The sequence below is a fragment of the uncultured Chloroflexus sp. genome, assembly GCF_938091255.1.
Lineage (GTDB): Bacteria > Chloroflexota > Chloroflexia > Chloroflexales > Chloroflexaceae > Chloroflexus.
Map to the genome: position 1 here is coordinate 136140 of NZ_CALLJH010000039.1, position 14787 is coordinate 150926.

General features: G+C 59.4%; 14 protein-coding genes. 6 read left to right on the forward strand and 8 right to left on the reverse strand.

Translation table 11 applies throughout. The annotated features are described in order from the left end of the window. Nucleotides 1–44 precede the first annotated feature (44 nt). Entirely contained in the window at nucleotides 45–248 is a 204-nt protein-coding gene (locus tag Q1A00_RS13915; protein ID WP_066786510.1) for a hypothetical protein, read from the reverse strand. Further along, nucleotides 245–1219 carry a GDP-mannose 4,6-dehydratase gene (gmd, locus tag Q1A00_RS13920; protein ID WP_298401543.1) on the reverse strand — a complete coding sequence of 325 codons (975 nt, stop codon included), beginning with the start codon at nucleotides 1217–1219 and terminating at the stop codon, nucleotides 245–247. Before gmd ends, Q1A00_RS13915 begins: the two co-directional genes overlap by 4 nt. A 118-nt stretch (nucleotides 1220–1337) precedes the next feature. Here gmd and Q1A00_RS13925 point away from each other — a divergent pair, with 118 nt between their 5' ends. Next, nucleotides 1338–1793 carry a helix-turn-helix transcriptional regulator gene (locus Q1A00_RS13925; protein WP_298401541.1) on the forward strand — a complete coding sequence of 152 codons (456 nt, stop codon included), beginning with the start codon at nucleotides 1338–1340 and terminating at the stop codon, nucleotides 1791–1793. A gap of 1 nt (nucleotide 1794) precedes the next feature. Here the strand turns inward: Q1A00_RS13925 and sucC are convergent, their stop codons facing one another. From sucC to Q1A00_RS13940, 3 genes are all read right to left on the reverse strand, one after another. Further along, on the reverse strand, nucleotides 1795–2937 hold the full coding sequence (gene sucC, locus Q1A00_RS13930) for an ADP-forming succinate--CoA ligase subunit beta (protein WP_298401538.1): 1143 nt from the start codon (nucleotides 2935–2937) through the stop codon (nucleotides 1795–1797). 222 nt (nucleotides 2938–3159) lie between these two features. Then, nucleotides 3160–4038: a DNA adenine methylase gene (locus Q1A00_RS13935; RefSeq protein WP_298401535.1), complete on the reverse strand. Its 879-nt coding sequence runs from the start codon at nucleotides 4036–4038 to the stop codon at nucleotides 3160–3162. A 62-nt stretch (nucleotides 4039–4100) separates the two neighbouring features. Beyond that, complete coding sequence (locus tag Q1A00_RS13940) at nucleotides 4101–5681, reverse strand: DUF885 domain-containing protein (protein WP_298401532.1); 1581 nt, start codon at nucleotides 5679–5681, stop codon at nucleotides 4101–4103. A gap of 493 nt (nucleotides 5682–6174) precedes the next feature. Between Q1A00_RS13940 and Q1A00_RS13945 the strand changes: the two genes are divergently transcribed. Next, the gene (locus Q1A00_RS13945) at nucleotides 6175–6948 is read left to right on the forward strand and encodes a hypothetical protein (RefSeq protein ID WP_298401529.1); all 774 of its coding nucleotides are present in this window, start codon (nucleotides 6175–6177) and stop codon (nucleotides 6946–6948) included. Between the two features lie 202 nt (nucleotides 6949–7150). On the opposite strand, the gene Q1A00_RS13950 is transcribed toward Q1A00_RS13945, so the two are convergent. Beyond that, a complete protein-coding gene (locus Q1A00_RS13950) occupies nucleotides 7151–7354 on the reverse strand; it encodes a hypothetical protein (protein ID WP_299645005.1) in 204 nt (67 codons plus the stop codon). Between Q1A00_RS13950 and Q1A00_RS13955 the strand changes: the two genes are divergently transcribed. After that, on the forward strand, nucleotides 7349–7657 hold the full coding sequence (locus Q1A00_RS13955; protein ID WP_298482218.1) for a hypothetical protein: 309 nt from the start codon (nucleotides 7349–7351) through the stop codon (nucleotides 7655–7657). The genes Q1A00_RS13950 and Q1A00_RS13955 overlap by 6 nt on opposite strands. A gap of 164 nt (nucleotides 7658–7821) precedes the next feature. On the opposite strand, the gene Q1A00_RS13960 is transcribed toward Q1A00_RS13955, so the two are convergent. Beyond that, nucleotides 7822–8031, reverse strand: coding sequence for a hypothetical protein (locus tag Q1A00_RS13960; protein ID WP_298401520.1), 210 nt, complete (start codon nucleotides 8029–8031; stop codon nucleotides 7822–7824). A gap of 199 nt (nucleotides 8032–8230) precedes the next feature. Here Q1A00_RS13960 and Q1A00_RS13965 point away from each other — a divergent pair, with 199 nt between their 5' ends. After that, a complete protein-coding gene (locus tag Q1A00_RS13965) occupies nucleotides 8231–8461 on the forward strand; it encodes a hypothetical protein (RefSeq protein ID WP_299757401.1) in 231 nt (76 codons plus the stop codon). Nucleotides 8462–8508: 47 nt separating this feature from the next. Here Q1A00_RS13965 and Q1A00_RS13970 read toward each other — a convergent pair whose 3' ends face one another. Then, nucleotides 8509–8748 carry a hypothetical protein gene (locus Q1A00_RS13970; protein WP_299645007.1) on the reverse strand — a complete coding sequence of 80 codons (240 nt, stop codon included), beginning with the start codon at nucleotides 8746–8748 and terminating at the stop codon, nucleotides 8509–8511. Between the two features lie 359 nt (nucleotides 8749–9107). Here Q1A00_RS13970 and Q1A00_RS13975 point away from each other — a divergent pair, with 359 nt between their 5' ends. Together Q1A00_RS13975 and treS are read left to right on the forward strand one after the other, a co-directional pair. Next, nucleotides 9108–11147, forward strand: coding sequence for an alpha-1,4-glucan--maltose-1-phosphate maltosyltransferase (locus Q1A00_RS13975; RefSeq protein WP_298401511.1), 2040 nt, complete (start codon nucleotides 9108–9110; stop codon nucleotides 11145–11147). A gap of 75 nt (nucleotides 11148–11222) precedes the next feature. Further along, a complete protein-coding gene (gene treS / locus Q1A00_RS13980) occupies nucleotides 11223–14585 on the forward strand; it encodes a maltose alpha-D-glucosyltransferase (RefSeq protein ID WP_298401509.1) in 3363 nt (1120 codons plus the stop codon). Nucleotides 14586–14787: the final 202 nt, after the last annotated feature.

Sequence of the window (14787 nt, forward strand, 5' to 3'; positions counted from 1 at the left end):
CTTAATGATCGGCAGGGCGGCGCATAGAGACCGGATGCGAGCGATTAGGCGTCAGACTGGTTGGTAACCGGTGGTTGGGGCCGGCGCGCCGGCAACGGGTTCACGCCCCACAACGACTGAAGGTGTTGGCGTGCGCCGCCGGTGCGCCGATCGAGCAACATCACGAAGCGACTCGCGTTTGCCAGTCCCAGACGCTCAACCAATGCCGCCCATCCTTCCTCGATCAGCCGAGTCTCGGATTGATTCATCGCATCTGCTCCTTAACTAAGTGTAGGTCGGCCTCAACCATCATCTGCACCAGTTCGGGGAACGTGGTGCGTGGCTGCCAGCCAAGTTTCTGGCGAGCTTTGGAAGGATCGCCGATCAGCAGATCCACTTCGGCTGGACGCATAAAGCGCTGGTCAATCACCACATAATCGCGATAGTCAAGACCGACATAACCAAACGCCAACTCGCAAAACTCGCGGACTGAATGCGTTTCGCCGGTTGCAATTACATAGTCTTCGGGTTGATCCTGTTGTAACATCAGCCACATTGCTTCGACGTAATCACCAGCGAACCCCCAATCGCGCCGAGCCTCAAGGTTGCCCAATCGCAGCTCCTCATCGAGCCCGAGCTTAATCCGCGCCACGCCGTGCGAAATCTTGCGAGTGACAAACTCAAGCCCGCGCCGCGGACTCTCGTGGTTAAACAGGATGCCCGAAGTGGTGTGCATCCCATAGCTTTCGCGATAGTTCACCGTAATCCAGTGACCATACACCTTGGCGACCCCGTAGGGACTGCGCGGGTAGAATGGCGTTGTCTCTTTCTGCGGCACCTCCACCACTTTGCCGAACATTTCACTGCTCGACGCCTGATAAAACCGGATGTCGGGATCCACGATCCGCACCGCATCGAGCAAACGGGTAACGCCCAACGCGGTGGTTTCGCCGGTAAAGACCGGCTGCGGCCACGAGGTCTGCACGAAGGATTGCGCCGCGAGATTGTAGACCTCGTGCGGACGATGCTCGCGCAAAATGTGAATTAGCGACACCTCATCGAGCAAATCGCCGCTGACAAGGGTCAGTTTATCTTGAATATGCTTAATTCGCTCGAAATTGACGGTGCTCGAGCGCCGCACCATCCCGATCACCTCATACCCCTTAGCAAGCAAGAACTCAGCGAGGTAGCTACCATCTTGCCCGGTAATGCCGGTGATCAATGCGCGTTTCGGAGCCATTGTTCGTTATCCTCTCACATGAGCAGTGCGACACGCCTACGGCTATTCTGTGCCACGGCGACTCAGACAATGCTACTATACAACGGAATGGCGGATCGCGTCTGCTAAGAGAGTTACCATGACCGTTACTGAAGAACCGATTGGTCAACGAATTGCCCGGTTACGCGCCAACCTCGGCTGGACGCAGCAGGATCTGGCTGAGCGTCTGGCCATCTCGCGGGTAGCAGTCTCTCACATAGAGTTGGGGCTGTCAACGCCCGGCGAGCGCACCATCACGCTGCTAGCCGGTTTGTTCAAATGTGAACCGCTGCAACTCGTCGCCGGTACCGATTATCCGCCGGCGCGGGCGGAGCGGTTGCCGTTTGTCGCCTGCCGCTATACCGAAGTCGAGTTGCAACTGGCGCTACTGGCTCGCGATCGAGCTTGGCTGGCCGAGATGGGGGCGGCAGCGGGTGCGCGCGCCGCCGCCATCATTGACGAGTGGCGTTGGCGGCTCGACCAACTCACCCGTGAGACGATTGATCGCCGTGAACGGGCGCTCATTGCCGCTGCGCGCCGCGAACTAGACGGCTAACCTACAACTCGCCGCGGGCCGCCGCCACTGCCTTCTGGGCGCCTTCGGCCAACGTGGCCGCTGGGATCAGCTTAGAACCGGCCAACAGTGCCCGTCCAGCTTCTTCATTGGTGCCAACCAGCCGTGCCACCATCGGCACGTCGGTGGGCACCTCTTCGAGAGCAGCAAGGATGCCGCGCGCGACTTCGTCAACGCGGGTGATGCCGCCAAAGATGTTGAACAATACCGCCTTGACGTTCGGATCAGAGAGGATGATCTGCAACGCTGCTTTGACCTTCTCTTTGCCGGCCCCGCCGCCGATATCGAGGAAATTGGCTGGCTCGCCGCCCGACAGCTTGATCACATCCATCGTCGCCATCGCCAACCCGGCGCCGTTGACCATACAGCCGATGTTGCCGTCGAGTTTGATGTACGTAATATCGGCCTCGCGCGCGCGCCGTTCGGCTTCCGGCTCAGCAGAGGGATCGCGAAGCGCTGCTAGTTCGGGGTGGCGGAAGAGGGCGCTCTCGTCGAGCAGCACTTTCGAGTCGAGCGCAAGCAGGCTGCCGTCAGCTTTCACCACCAGCGGGTTGATCTCGGCCAGCGAAGCGTCGTTCTCGACAAAGGCCCGATACAGCGCACTGGCGATCTGAGCGAATTGGCGAGCTTGCTTGCCGTCGCGCAGCCCGATGCGGAAGGCTAGCTCACGGGCTTGAAAATCGAGCAAGCCCATCGTCGGGTGGGCGGAAATCTTGATAATTGCTTCAGGGTTCGTCTTAGCAACCTCTTCGATCTCGACGCCGCCTTCGGCTGAGGCGATCATCGTGATCCGCTTGCTGCCGCGATCCAGAATGGCTGACAGATAGATCTCGCGCTCGTAACTGACCGCTTCGGCAACCAGCACCTTCTCAACGGTCAACCCTTTGATATTCATGCCCAAAATCTGCCCAGCCACCTGCTCGGCCTCGGCTGGAGTTTGGGCCAACTTCACGCCACCCGCCTTGCCGCGCCCACCGACATGCACTTGCGCTTTCACCACCACCGGCCCGCCAATTTGTTCGGCGATGGCGCGCGCCTCGGCTGGCGTGACCGCCACTCCGCCGCCGGTCACCGGAATGCCGTAGCGCGCCAAGAGTTCGCGCGCCTGATATTCATGCAACTTCATGCCAGCTCTCCACTACCCGCCGTGGGCTTGTTTCGTCGTTTAGACACAACCATGCAACTGAGATCTGTGCGTGATAACTTCGGGAATAGTAGCACAGAAATCGGCGAACTGTCAAATATTTTGCTTGTGCAAAAGTTGTGCATGAGGTAGATCTTTCCCTGATCCCATGCCTTGCTGCGCAGCAAAAGGATACCGCAAAATGTTTGACACTTCAAGCGTCATTCAGTCGCTGGCGAGATCGTACCGCGCCACGATGCCGGTGGGAAAGCTACACGCGATCAACTCTTCGACCAGCCCGCGCCGTTTGCCGTCACAGTTGATTTTGCGGCTGGCCAGCACCACATCCACCTCATAGGCATTGTCATATAATTGATGGGCTAGCGTCGTCGATGAATTGGAAAGCATCACGTAACAGCCGCGCGCTGCTAGTTGGTGGAAGACGGCGGCTAACCGGCGCTGCTCGGTTTCGTCGAACCCGCGCCGGGTGTAGCTGGTAAACGAAGCGGTGGGGCTGACGGGGACGTAAGGCGGGTCGAAGTAGATGAAATCTCTCGCTTGGGCATAGTCGAGCACGGCGGCGAAGTCGGCAACGCGCAGTTCGGCGTGGCGCAAGGCTCGGCTCACTTCGCGCAGGTTGTCGCTATCGACGATCAGCGGGTTTTTGTAGTAGCCGAACGGCGCGTTGAATTGGCCTTTGTTGTTGAGGCGGTAAAGGCCGTTGTAGCACGTGCGGTTGAGAAAGATGGTGCGGGCAGCGCGTTCGACAAGCGAGCGCTGGGCGAAGTCGGGCCGGCGATCCCAGCCGCGAATCTCGTAGAAGAAGTCGCGGTCGGTCGCATACGGGCGCAGACTCTGGAGCAGGTCGATCAACTCTTCGGCCTGATCTCGCACGGCCCGATAACAATCGATCAGCTCCGGGTTCACATCGCTCAAGATCGCGCCATGCTGCAAGCGGCCTTGATTCCAGAGGTAGAAGAAGAGAGCGCCGCCGCCCACGAATGGCTCGTGATAGCGGCCAAAGCGTTCGGGAATCCGCCGTGATAGCTCTGGCAAGAGTTGGCTTTTACCGCCAGCCCACTTTAAAAATGGACGCGCAGGCACACATGGCTCCCCGGCAGGCGCGGCGGGCGCGCCCGTCCCCCAAACGCGATTGTAGGAACGCATTATAGCATATCGGTTACCGCCAGCAGCCGGCTAAGCACTGGCAAGGGCGGCGCGCCAAATGACAGTACGGCGTCGTGAAAGCGGCGTAGCGAAAAGTGTTCGCCCCAGCGTTGTTGCATCCGTTCGCGTAGTCGCATGATCGCCAAGCGACCCACGGTATAGCAGATGACCCCCGGATCGAGCGCTGCCCGGCGCGCTTCGCGCATAGCGAGCGGTGGCTCTAGCCCGGCTTCGGCGCGAAATCGCTCGGTGGCGGCGGCGAGATCGGTCGCGCCGGTGTGCAGATCCACCGCCACGACCAGCCGGCAGGCGCGCAAGAGGGCCTCGCCAGCCACCGCCGCTGTGAGCCGGAGATCTTCTCCATCAAAGCCAGCAGCTACTGTCATCTGTTCGACATAATGCGCCCAGCCTTCGAGATGGCACACACTCCAGAAGTGGCGGGCCAACCGGCCCGGCGCGCGCGCGATAAAGGCAAGGTGCAGGTAATGGCCGGGGTAGGCTTCGTGGAGGGCGGCGACTGCCAGCGCTGGCCGGCCAAAGGCGCGCAACCATGCCGCTTGCTCGTGAACTGGCCATGTTGGATCAGGCAGGCTGACGGCCACTTGCGCTAGCCCGCTCCGCCCCGGTGGGATGAGGCTCAGCGCCGTCCAGCGGGCAAACGGCGGCGCGATCGTCACCTGTGGTAACGTTGTGTCGATCAGACTCACCAGCTCGTAGCGAGCGAGCAGGGTGCGCGCATGGGCAATCCAGCCACGCAATTCGGCTAACACCTGCTCAGCCGGCGGATGGTCGGCGGCCAGTTTGTGCAGCAGCCGGCGGTAGTCGCGGTACGGTGCGAGCGCACTCAAGATATCACGCTGCCGGCGCAGCTCAGTTTCACCCAAGGCGCGCAGCCGTTCCGGCGATAGGCTAATCTGTTCAGCCAGCCGCAGCCAATCGCTGAAGTAGGCGGCGCCAAGACCCACTTCCTCAATGGCGGCAGGCAGGTGTTCTACCTGTAAAAAATGGCTAAACGCCGCCAGCGCAGTGAGCGCTGCACGCGCAGCAGCCCGCAACTCGCGGTTGGGCAGATGGGTGCTATTGAGCGTAGCGGCGGTGAGTTGGAGTGCAATCAGCGCCTCTTCGATCGCTAGCCGGCTAAGGGGACGGCGGAGGTTGGCGCGCGCGGTTTCCAACAGGCCGGGAATAGCGCGCAGTTCGGCCAAGAGCACGTCACATTCGGCTTCATCACTGGTCTCTAACCGGCGCGGGTCAAGAAACGCCAGCCCAGCATAGTAACGGGGATCGCGGCGGTGCAGTTGTAACGTGCTCAGTTGCCAGATGGCCCATTCGAGCTGCCAACTCAACAAGGCGTGGTCGAGCTGTTCGGCGACGGTTTGGGGCGTAAGGTGCTGCAACGCCACAGCTAAAGCCCGGTAACGGGCCAGCCGCGCCGCGATTGCCACCGGGCTATGTTCGCCGATCACCGGCGGCGGCGGCAATCCGCTCGCAGCGGCTTGCGCTGGGTGTGCTGCGGTATATTCGGCCAAAAAGTCATCGATCAGGCCGCTAAGAGTTGTCGCAGAGAGTGGCGCAACCACGAATGGTAGACCTCCGAGCGCAGGTGGTTTCTAGCTCTCGATGGCACGCGAAAAGGTTGCCGGCTACTGGTCGGTTACAGCGTATGGCGGTCAAGCTGTTGTATGCCATCTCGTATCTCTAGTATCAAGATAAATGGGGGTGTCTGTCAACAGGGTTTGTTCACGGTTTTTACGATGAAGGGGAAGCTATTTCCGTTGTAACAGACTATTACCGCCAACAGGAGCGATTACTTGGGGCTGCGCCCCCTCGCCTTGACCGCCGATTACGCCCCGCTCCCCACCTGTCATTGCGAGCCGCGCTCTGCGCGGTGAAGCAAGCTCCCACAAGTACGGATTCAGCTCGCTGAGGGGGATTGCTGCGGTCGGGCGCTCACAGTCAAGCTGGGCACCGCTCCCTCGCCCTGACCGCCGATCACGCCCCGCTGTTCCCCCGTTGTTGCTATAATTCGGCGTAGTTCTTCAGGCATCAATCACATATATTATTGAGGACACCATGCAGATCACTATCCGGCCAGTAGCCACATACGCCGAGTATCAGGCCTGCGAACAACTTCAGCAATTGGTGTGGGGCGATGAGTTTGTGGTACCGCTCAACCTGCTGGTAACGGTGCAGCGCAATGGTGGGTTGGTGCTGGGCGCATTTGCAGGCGACGAACTGGTGGGCTTCGTGTTTGGTTTTTTGGCCCGCACTGCCGATGGCCGCTTGAAGCATGCCTCGCATATGGCGGCGGTACGGCCCGATCTGCGCGATGCGCGCATTGGCGAGCGGCTCAAGCGGGCGCAGCGTGAGTTTGCCTTGGCGCAAGACCTTGAATTGATGACGTGGACGTATGACCCGCTGTTGGCGCGCAATGCCCATCTTAATATCCACAAACTGGGCGCGATCTGCCGCACCTATTTGCGCAATGTATATGGGCCGGAGCCAGAGCTGGTTGATGGTACGTTGCCTAGCGATCGGTTTCAGGTCGAGTGGTGGTTGGTGCAATCACCGGTGGCGCGCCCGTCTGCCGAGCAGGTAGCGGCAGCTCCTCTGATCAATCCGTCACTCGATGCGCTGCCAGTCATTGCTGGTGAACTGGTCGCGCGTTTGCGCATTCCGCTTGATTTTAGCGCCGTGCAGCAACGCGATCCTAGCGCAGCGCAGGCGTGGCGTTACCATTTCCGGGCCTGCGCCGAAGCTGCTTTTGCCGCCGGGTATGTGGTGGTTGATTTTGGCCGCGCCGATCACCAACATGGCCAATATACCTTGGTGCGGCCCACGTCGTAAGGTCGTCGTAGGGGCGCAGCGTGCTGCGTTCCTACAGCGCGGTCGGGGGCTGGTAAGGCCGGCGGCGCGGTCGGGGGCTCGTGGGTGGCAACAGAATGCCATCGCGCGCACGCGCATAGTTCAGGTCGCCGTTGATTGCGCCGTGGTAGCCGATATGCGGGCAATTGGCCCGATCGAGCACGATTGAGGCATCGATGCCGACCTATTTGTTGGCATCTACCACCTGCCGTACCCATACTGCTCCGTTCGGATATGCATAGATAAGCACGCCATTCGTGGCATCACAGTAGGCGACATGTGACCGTCCGGCTCTGTCAAGGGCCAGCGAAGCATACCGGCCCACATCACCTTCGGCAACTACCGTCTCGATTTGCCAGCCATTGCCGTTCCAACGGGCATAGTGCAAATCGCCATTCGTGGCGTCATAGTAGGCGAAGTGCGGCCAATCGTTACTATCGAGCGCCAACGTGACACACTCGCCCACTTGACCGTAGCTATCCACCCGTTGTTGCTCCCAGCGATTGGCGCGCCGGCGCGCATACTTGAGATCGGCGTTGGTCGCATCGTAATAGGTAATATACGGCTGATCGGCACGATCGAGCGCAAGCTGGGCAAACTGCCCGCTTGGCGGCGCTTGATCGACAGTCTAAACTACCCAGTACGCACCCGTCCACGCAGCGTCAGCCAGATTGCCGCTAGTGATGTGTAATACGCTAGATACGGCCGTTCGGCGCTGTCAAGGGCGAGCGAGGCGTAGCGGCCAACCAGACCGGATTGTTCAACCAGCTCGATCTGCCAGAAGCCATTGCTCGGGCGGGCATACCAGAGAGCGTTCTGATCTCAACGGTATTCGGTAAACAAGCTGAGCTGCGGTTAGTTATCTGCATCAAGGTCAAGACTGAGGGCACGGATGGCGTTGTTGGCAGCGATGACAGTTTGTTGTTGCCATGCGGCGCCATTCCAGAAGGCATATTGCAGGCTTGATTGCGCGACGTAGTATTCAATATGCGGCTGATCGCGCGTATCAAACGCCAGCGTCACATACCAGCCGGTGATGTCTCTGTCATCAACGACTTGGATCATCCACCACGATCTATCCCAGTACGCATATTTCAGAACAGCATTGGCCGTGTCATAGTAGGCAAGATGAGGGTGGCCCTACCGGTCGAGGGCTTATGACAAAAATTGTCCGGCGTAGCGATCAACCGTTTGCACCTGCCACGCGCTTCCTGTCTACAGAGCATGCTGTAATGTCGCTGTCACTGCGGCAAAAAAAGCTGATGTGCGGGCGATCACTAGTGTCAAGGGCAAGGGCAACGGCGATGCCGGTATCGTGCTGGTCGACAGTCCGAATCTGCCAACGTTATCCATCCCAGCGCGCCTACTTCAGCGCGCTATGCGTCCAGTCATAGTACGCAATATGCGCATAGCCGGTACGACCAAGGGCGGGGTATTGGCAGTGTGCGTAGTGTTGTCAACAGTTGCGATCTGCCAGCCGTTAGCGGTGCGATAGGCATATTTCAACGCGCCGTTAAACCAGTCGTAGTACCCGATGTGCGGTTAATTGGCGTGATCAAGTGCGCGGGCAGCATATTCACCCACCCCGGCATTGTCATCAACGACCTCAATCCGCCAGCCGGCGGCTTCGGCATAGGCGTAATAGAGCGCGTCGCCACCAAAAGCGAGATGCGGTTGCCCGGCGGGGTTGATGCGCAAGGTACGATCACGCCGGCGGGTGAAATGGTATGGCCAATCGACCGTCGCAATCTCCCACGTTATCGTTGGAGCAGGTGAAGGCACAGGCGTGATGCCAGCCAATATCCGGCCATCGCAAATACCCACAAGTGCGAGGATAAAAGAGTCTGAAGTTTTAAAACGTTCCCCTCCCCGTCCAAATACCCACAAGTGCGAGGATAAAAGCCGTGGACAACACAATGCGCAACAACTGCGAATTCTCACAGACAGTTGTCCTGCGCACAGCCGGGGATGCGGGAGAACAAGCAATAGTAGTACAGCACAAGGCCAATGAACCCAATCAGTACCGTGTGCAACCAGTTTGACACATCCCGCCGAGCACCGTACAATCGAAAGTGGGGAAGGGTGAACGAGGCATCACCCCACGCGCAAAGTCACGATGTGTCACATTTCGAGGAGGCTCCATGACCGTCAAGGCGCCACGTTCTCAATCGCGTCGCGCAGCGGCGGCAGTCGCTCCTGATCTGGCAGCAGTAGGTGAAGGGCGGCGCCGGGTTATTATCGAGGCGGTTGAACCGGCAATCGATGGTGGCCGGTATCCGGTTAAGCGGATTGTGGGTGATGTACTGACGGTGCGGTGCGATCTGTTTGCCGACGGTCATGACGAGTTGGCAGCGGTGGTGCGCCACCGTCCGGTCGGGGCCGAGGCGTGGCACGAAGCGCCGTTGCGCCCGCTGGTCAACGATCGTTGGGAGGGTCAATTTACCCTCAATAGCATTGGCCGCCACGAGTTTCAGATTGTGGCGTGGATCGATCGCTTTGCGACGTGGGTGCATCAGCTTGAGAAGCGGCTAGCTGCCGGCCAAGACGTACGGGTTGATTTGCAGATCGGGGCGGCACTCGTCGGCGAAGCGGCGCACCATGCCAGCGGCGCCGATTCGGCGGTGTTGCACGTGGCTGAGGCGGCGCTGATTGCCGGTGATGTCGATACCGCTTTTGCCAGCGAGATCCATTCATTAATGGCCGTCCATTTACCACGCCGCTTTGCCACTGAATCCGAAGTGTATCCAGTGACGGTCGAGCGTGAGCGGGCGCGGTTTTCAGCGTGGTACGAGTTGTTCCCCCGTTCGACTGCCGATGAGCCGGGCCGTCATGGTACCTTTCGTGATGTGATCAAGCGCCTGCCCTACGTGGCCGAATTGGGCTTTGATGTGCTCTATCTGCCGCCGATCCATCCGATCGGCTACACCTTCCGCAAAGGTCGAAACAACAGCCTCACCGCCGGCCCCAGCGATCCGGGCAGCCCGTGGGCGATCGGCAATGCCGACGGCGGCCATATGAGCGTCCATCCCGAATTGGGCACGCTCGAGGATTTTCGAGCGCTGGTAGCGGCAGCGCGTACCTACGGCATCGAGGTAGCGCTCGACATCGCCTTCCAGTGTTCGCCAGATCATCCGTATGTACGCGAGCATCCGCAGTGGTTCCGCGCTCGCCCTGATGGCACCATTCAGTACGCTGAGAATCCGCCCAAGAAGTACCAAGATATCTATCCGTTTGATTTTGAGTCGGATGACTGGCAGGGGTTGTGGCAAGAGCTACGCCGGATCTTTGCCTTCTGGATCGAGCAGGGAGTACGTATCTTCCGGGTCGATAATCCGCACACCAAGAATTTGCGCTTCTGGGAGTGGTGCCTCAGCTCGCTCAAGGCCGAGCATCCCGACCTGATCTTTCTCTCAGAGGCGTTTACGCGGCCAAAGGTAATGTACCATCTGGCCAAGATCGGCTTTACTCAGAGCTATACCTACTACACGTGGCGCACGACCAAGCACGAGATTACCCAGTATCTGCTGGAATTGACCACACCGCCGGTGAGCGATCTCTTTATCCCTAACTTCTGGCCAAACACGCCCGACATTCTGACCCCGCAGTTCTATGCCGGCCAGCGTTCCGTCTTTCTGACGCGGGCGGCGATGGCGGCAACGCTGACGGCGAGTTGGGGGATGTACGGCCCGGCCTACGAGTTGATGGAGCATATTCCGGTGCCGGGGCGCGAAGAGTATATCGACAACGAGAAGTACGAGATCAAGCGGTGGCACCTCGATGCGCCGCATAGTCTACGCGGCTTTATTGCTCAACTCAACCGGATTCGCCGTGAGCATCCCGCGTTGCACCGCAACGATACGCTGCGCTTCCACCGGGTTGACATTGACTTCCATGAGCACGAGTGGTTGTTGGCCTATAGCAAAACTTCACCCGATGGCCAAGATATTATTCTAGTGGTGGTCAACCTCGATCCCGAACGTACCCAGCGCGGTTGGGTGCAGGTGCCGGTGGCCGAGTGGGGCCTCAATAGTGTGTACCAAGCCCACGACTTGTTGACCGATGCTCGCTATACGTGGTCGGGCGAATTTAACTATGTCGAACTCAGCCCGCAAGCGCCAGTGCATATCTTCTGCATTCGCCGCTTGCGCCGCGATGAGCGCGGGTTTGAGTATTTCGCCTAACAGCACGCGCAACGCTGCGCCGATACGACGATGTTGGATGAGGGGAGTAAGCTAAACGAACGATGAGGACGCATCATGAGCCGTACCCGCCCAGCCAAGGCGCCGACGATTCTGGCCGATGATCCGCTCTGGTATAAAGATGCGGTGATCTACGAGCTGCATGTCCGTGCCTTTTGCGACAGCAACGGCGATGGAATTGGCGATTTTCCCGGCCTGACCGGTAAGCTCGATTATTTGCAGGATCTGGGGGTGACGGCGATCTGGCTACTTCCGTTCTATCCTTCGCCACTGCGTGATGATGGCTACGACATCGCTGACTATACCAACATCCACCCTAACTACGGCACTCTCGCCGACTTCAAAGTCTTTATTCGCGAGGCCCACCGTCGTGGCCTGCGCGTGATTACCGAGCTGGTCTGTAACCACACCTCTGATCAACATCCGTGGTTTCAGCGCGCCCGCCGCGCCAAGCCCGGCTCCTCGGCACGTAATTTTTATGTGTGGTCGGATACGCCCGACCGCTACAAAGACGCGCGGATTATCTTCAAAGATTTCGAGACCAGCAATTGGACATGGGACCCGGTGGCGCAGGCGTATTACTGGCACCGTTTCTACAGCCACCAGCCTGACCTCAACTTTGAGAATCCGGCGGTGCAACGGGCCATGTTCAAGGCGATGGAGTTCTGGCTCGATCTCGGCGTCGATGGTATGCGGCTCGACGCTATCCCCTATCTCTATGAGGCTGAGGGTACTAATTGCGAGAATTTGCCGGAAACGCACGCCTTCCTCAAGCGGCTACGCCGGCACATGGATGAGAAGTACCATGGGCGGATGTTTCTGGCCGAGGCGAATCAGTGGCCGGAAGACGCGGTCGCCTATTTCGGTGATGGCGATGAGTGCCACATGGCTTTCCAATTCCCGGTCATGCCGCGGCTCTTTATGTCGGTGCATCTTGAGGATCGCTATCCTATCATTGACATTATGCGGCAGACGCCGCCGATTCCCGATACTTGCCAGTGGGCGATCTTCTTGCGCAACCACGATGAGTTGACCCTCGAAATGGTGACCGATGAAGAGCGCGATTATATGTACCGGGTCTACGCCCGTGATCCGCAGGCGCGCATCAATCTTGGCATTCGCCGCCGGCTGGCCCCGCTACTCGGCAATCACCGGCGCAAAATTGAGCTGATGAACGGCCTGCTCTTTTCGTTGCCGGGCACGCCGGTGCTGTATTACGGCGACGAGATCGGCATGGGCGATAACATCTACCTTGGCGATCGCAACGGGGTGCGCACGCCGATGCAGTGGAGCGGCGACCGCAATGCCGGTTTTTCCCGCGCCAACCCGCAGCAACTCTACCTGCCGGTGATTACCGATCCCGAATATCACTACGAGACGGTCAATGTCGAAACGCAGAGCGCCAACCAGCACTCGCTACTCTGGTGGATGAAGCGACTGATCGCACTGCGCAAGCGATATGCGGCGTTTGGTCGCGGCACGCTTGAGTTTCTCTACCCCGAAAACCGCAAGGTACTCTGTTTCTTGCGCAAGACCGAAGACCAAATCCTGCTCGCGGTCTTCAATCTGTCGCGGTTTGTGCAAGGCGTCGAACTCGACCTCTCGCCGTACCGCAGCCTGATGCCGGTGGAGCTGTTTGGGCAAGTCGAGTTTCCGCCGATTGGTGACCAACCCTATTTCCTCACCCTTGGCCCGCATAGCTTCTACTGGTTTACGCTGGTGCCGCAGCGTGTCGAGGGGGTGCGGTTGGCAGCGCCGCAACCTGAAACCGAGCTGGCGCAGATACCGGTTGACGCGATCGAGTGGGATGCCATCTTTTACGACGGTCGCCAAGAGCGGCTAGAACGGGTCTTGCCCGTTTATTTGCGCAACCGGCGCTGGTTTGGCGCCAAGACGCGCAAGATTAAGCAGGTCAGCATCAACGAATTTGTTCGGCTCGATTATGCCGGCGGCCCGGCCTATCTCACGCTGCTGAATGTGCAGTATGTTGAGGGCAGCCCTGAAATGTATCTGCTACCGATGGCCTATGCCGAAGGTGAGCGGGCCGATCAGATAGTGGCCGATCAGCGCCATTTGGCGATTGCCCGCCTGAAGGTGGGGCGACGGCCTGAAGCGGGGGTGCTGTACGATCCGATCGGCGAGCGGCGCTTTCCGGCGGCGCTCCTCGAACTGACGATAGGTCGCCGGCGCTTGCGCGGCGAGGCTGGCGGCGAGCTGGTGGGAGGTACGACTCGCGCTTTGCGGAAGTTGCTGAGCGGCAGTGATGGCCTTGAACCGAGCCTGATGCGCGGCGAGCAGAGCAATTCGTCAATCAATTTCGGCGCCCGGCTGATCATGAAGCTGTTCCGCAAGATCGAGCCGGGCCGCAACCCCGATCTTGAACTAGGCCGCTATTTGACCGAAGAGGCTGGGTTTGCCCACACGCCGCCAGTGGCCGGCTACATCGAATACTTGCGCGGCAAAGACGAGCCGCTAACGCTGGCGATTGTGCAGGGTTATGTGCAAAACGAGGGTGACGCCTTCGATTACGCGCTCGATGTGGTGCGGCGCTATTACGATACGGTGCTCACCCGGCCCGATTTGACCCCGCCGGTGGTGAAGGGGAGCGTAGCCGAGCTGTTGGCGGCTGCTGCACAACCGCTGGCGCCGTTAGCCGAAGAGCTGATCGGCGGCTACCTTGAAGCAGCACGCTTGCTTGGCCAGCGCACCGCCGAGATGCATCAGGCGTTGGCAAAAGGGAGCGGGCCGGCTATGGCGCCAGAACCCTTCTCAACCCTCTACCAACGCTCGATCTATCAGAGCATCCGCAGCCTGATCGGGCGCACCCTGCAAGACCTGCGCAAGCAGTTGCCATCCTTGCCGGCGACAGTGCGCCCCGCCGCCGAACGCGTCGCGCAGAGTGAAGACGCCTTGCTAGCCCGGCTACATCGCATTACCAGCGATAAAATCGAGACCGTGCGCATCCGCATTCACGGCGATTATCATCTTGAGCAGGTGCTCTTTACCGGCAAAGATTATGTAATTATCGACTTCGAGGGTGAACCGCTGCGCCCGATCAGCGAGCGGCGGATTAAGCGGTCGCCGCTGCGCGATGTGGCCGGCATGCTGCGCTCGTACCAGTACGCCGCGTATGCTGTTCTCTTTGCGCGTGATGGGGCGGCCAGCAGCGCTGATGAGTTCGAGCGGCTGCAACATTGGGCCGATTTCTGGAGCTTCTGGGTTTGCGCTGCGTTCCTGCACGGCTACCTCGCTACAGCGGGTCACGAACCGTTTGTGCCCGCCAATCGCGCCGATTTGGAAGCGTTGCTTGAGACCTTTGTGGTCGAAAAAGCGATCTACGAACTGGCGTATGAAATGAATAATCGCCCGGATTGGTTGCCCATTCCGATCAACGGGATCTTGCGCCAGCTTGAGCAGTAGCAGTGTACCGCAGAGAATGCCGAGTGCGCAGCACGTTTGTCATTGCGAGGGCGTACAGCACCCGAAGCAATCTCCCGCTTCAGCAGAATACATGCCTGAGCGGGCGACTTCCGCCCTCGCGCGGAATTGCTGCGCCTCCGCGCCCTCGACGCACGCTGCGGGAAAACCAAAAGCTGCATTACAATAGCCTACGAGTTGCGCG

Bases quoted from the DNA above. Each gene is read 5' to 3' on its own strand.
- gmd (WP_298401543.1), bottom strand. From the start codon at position 1,219: ATGGCTCCGAAACGCGCATTGATCACCGGCATTACCGGGCAAGATGGT.
- Q1A00_RS13945 (WP_298401529.1), top strand. From the start codon at position 6,175: ATGCAGATCACTATCCGGCCAGTAGCCACATACGCCGAGTATCAGGCC.
- Q1A00_RS13960 (WP_298401520.1), bottom strand. From the start codon at position 8,031: ATGATCCAAGTCGTTGATGACAGAGACATCACCGGCTGGTATGTGACG.
- sucC (WP_298401538.1), bottom strand. From the start codon at position 2,937: ATGAAGTTGCATGAATATCAGGCGCGCGAACTCTTGGCGCGCTACGGC.
- Q1A00_RS13915 (WP_066786510.1), bottom strand. From the start codon at position 248: ATGAATCAATCCGAGACTCGGCTGATCGAGGAAGGATGGGCGGCATTG.
- treS (WP_298401509.1), top strand. From the start codon at position 11,223: ATGAGCCGTACCCGCCCAGCCAAGGCGCCGACGATTCTGGCCGATGAT.
- Q1A00_RS13925 (WP_298401541.1), top strand. From the start codon at position 1,338: ATGACCGTTACTGAAGAACCGATTGGTCAACGAATTGCCCGGTTACGC.
- Q1A00_RS13975 (WP_298401511.1), top strand. From the start codon at position 9,108: ATGACCGTCAAGGCGCCACGTTCTCAATCGCGTCGCGCAGCGGCGGCA.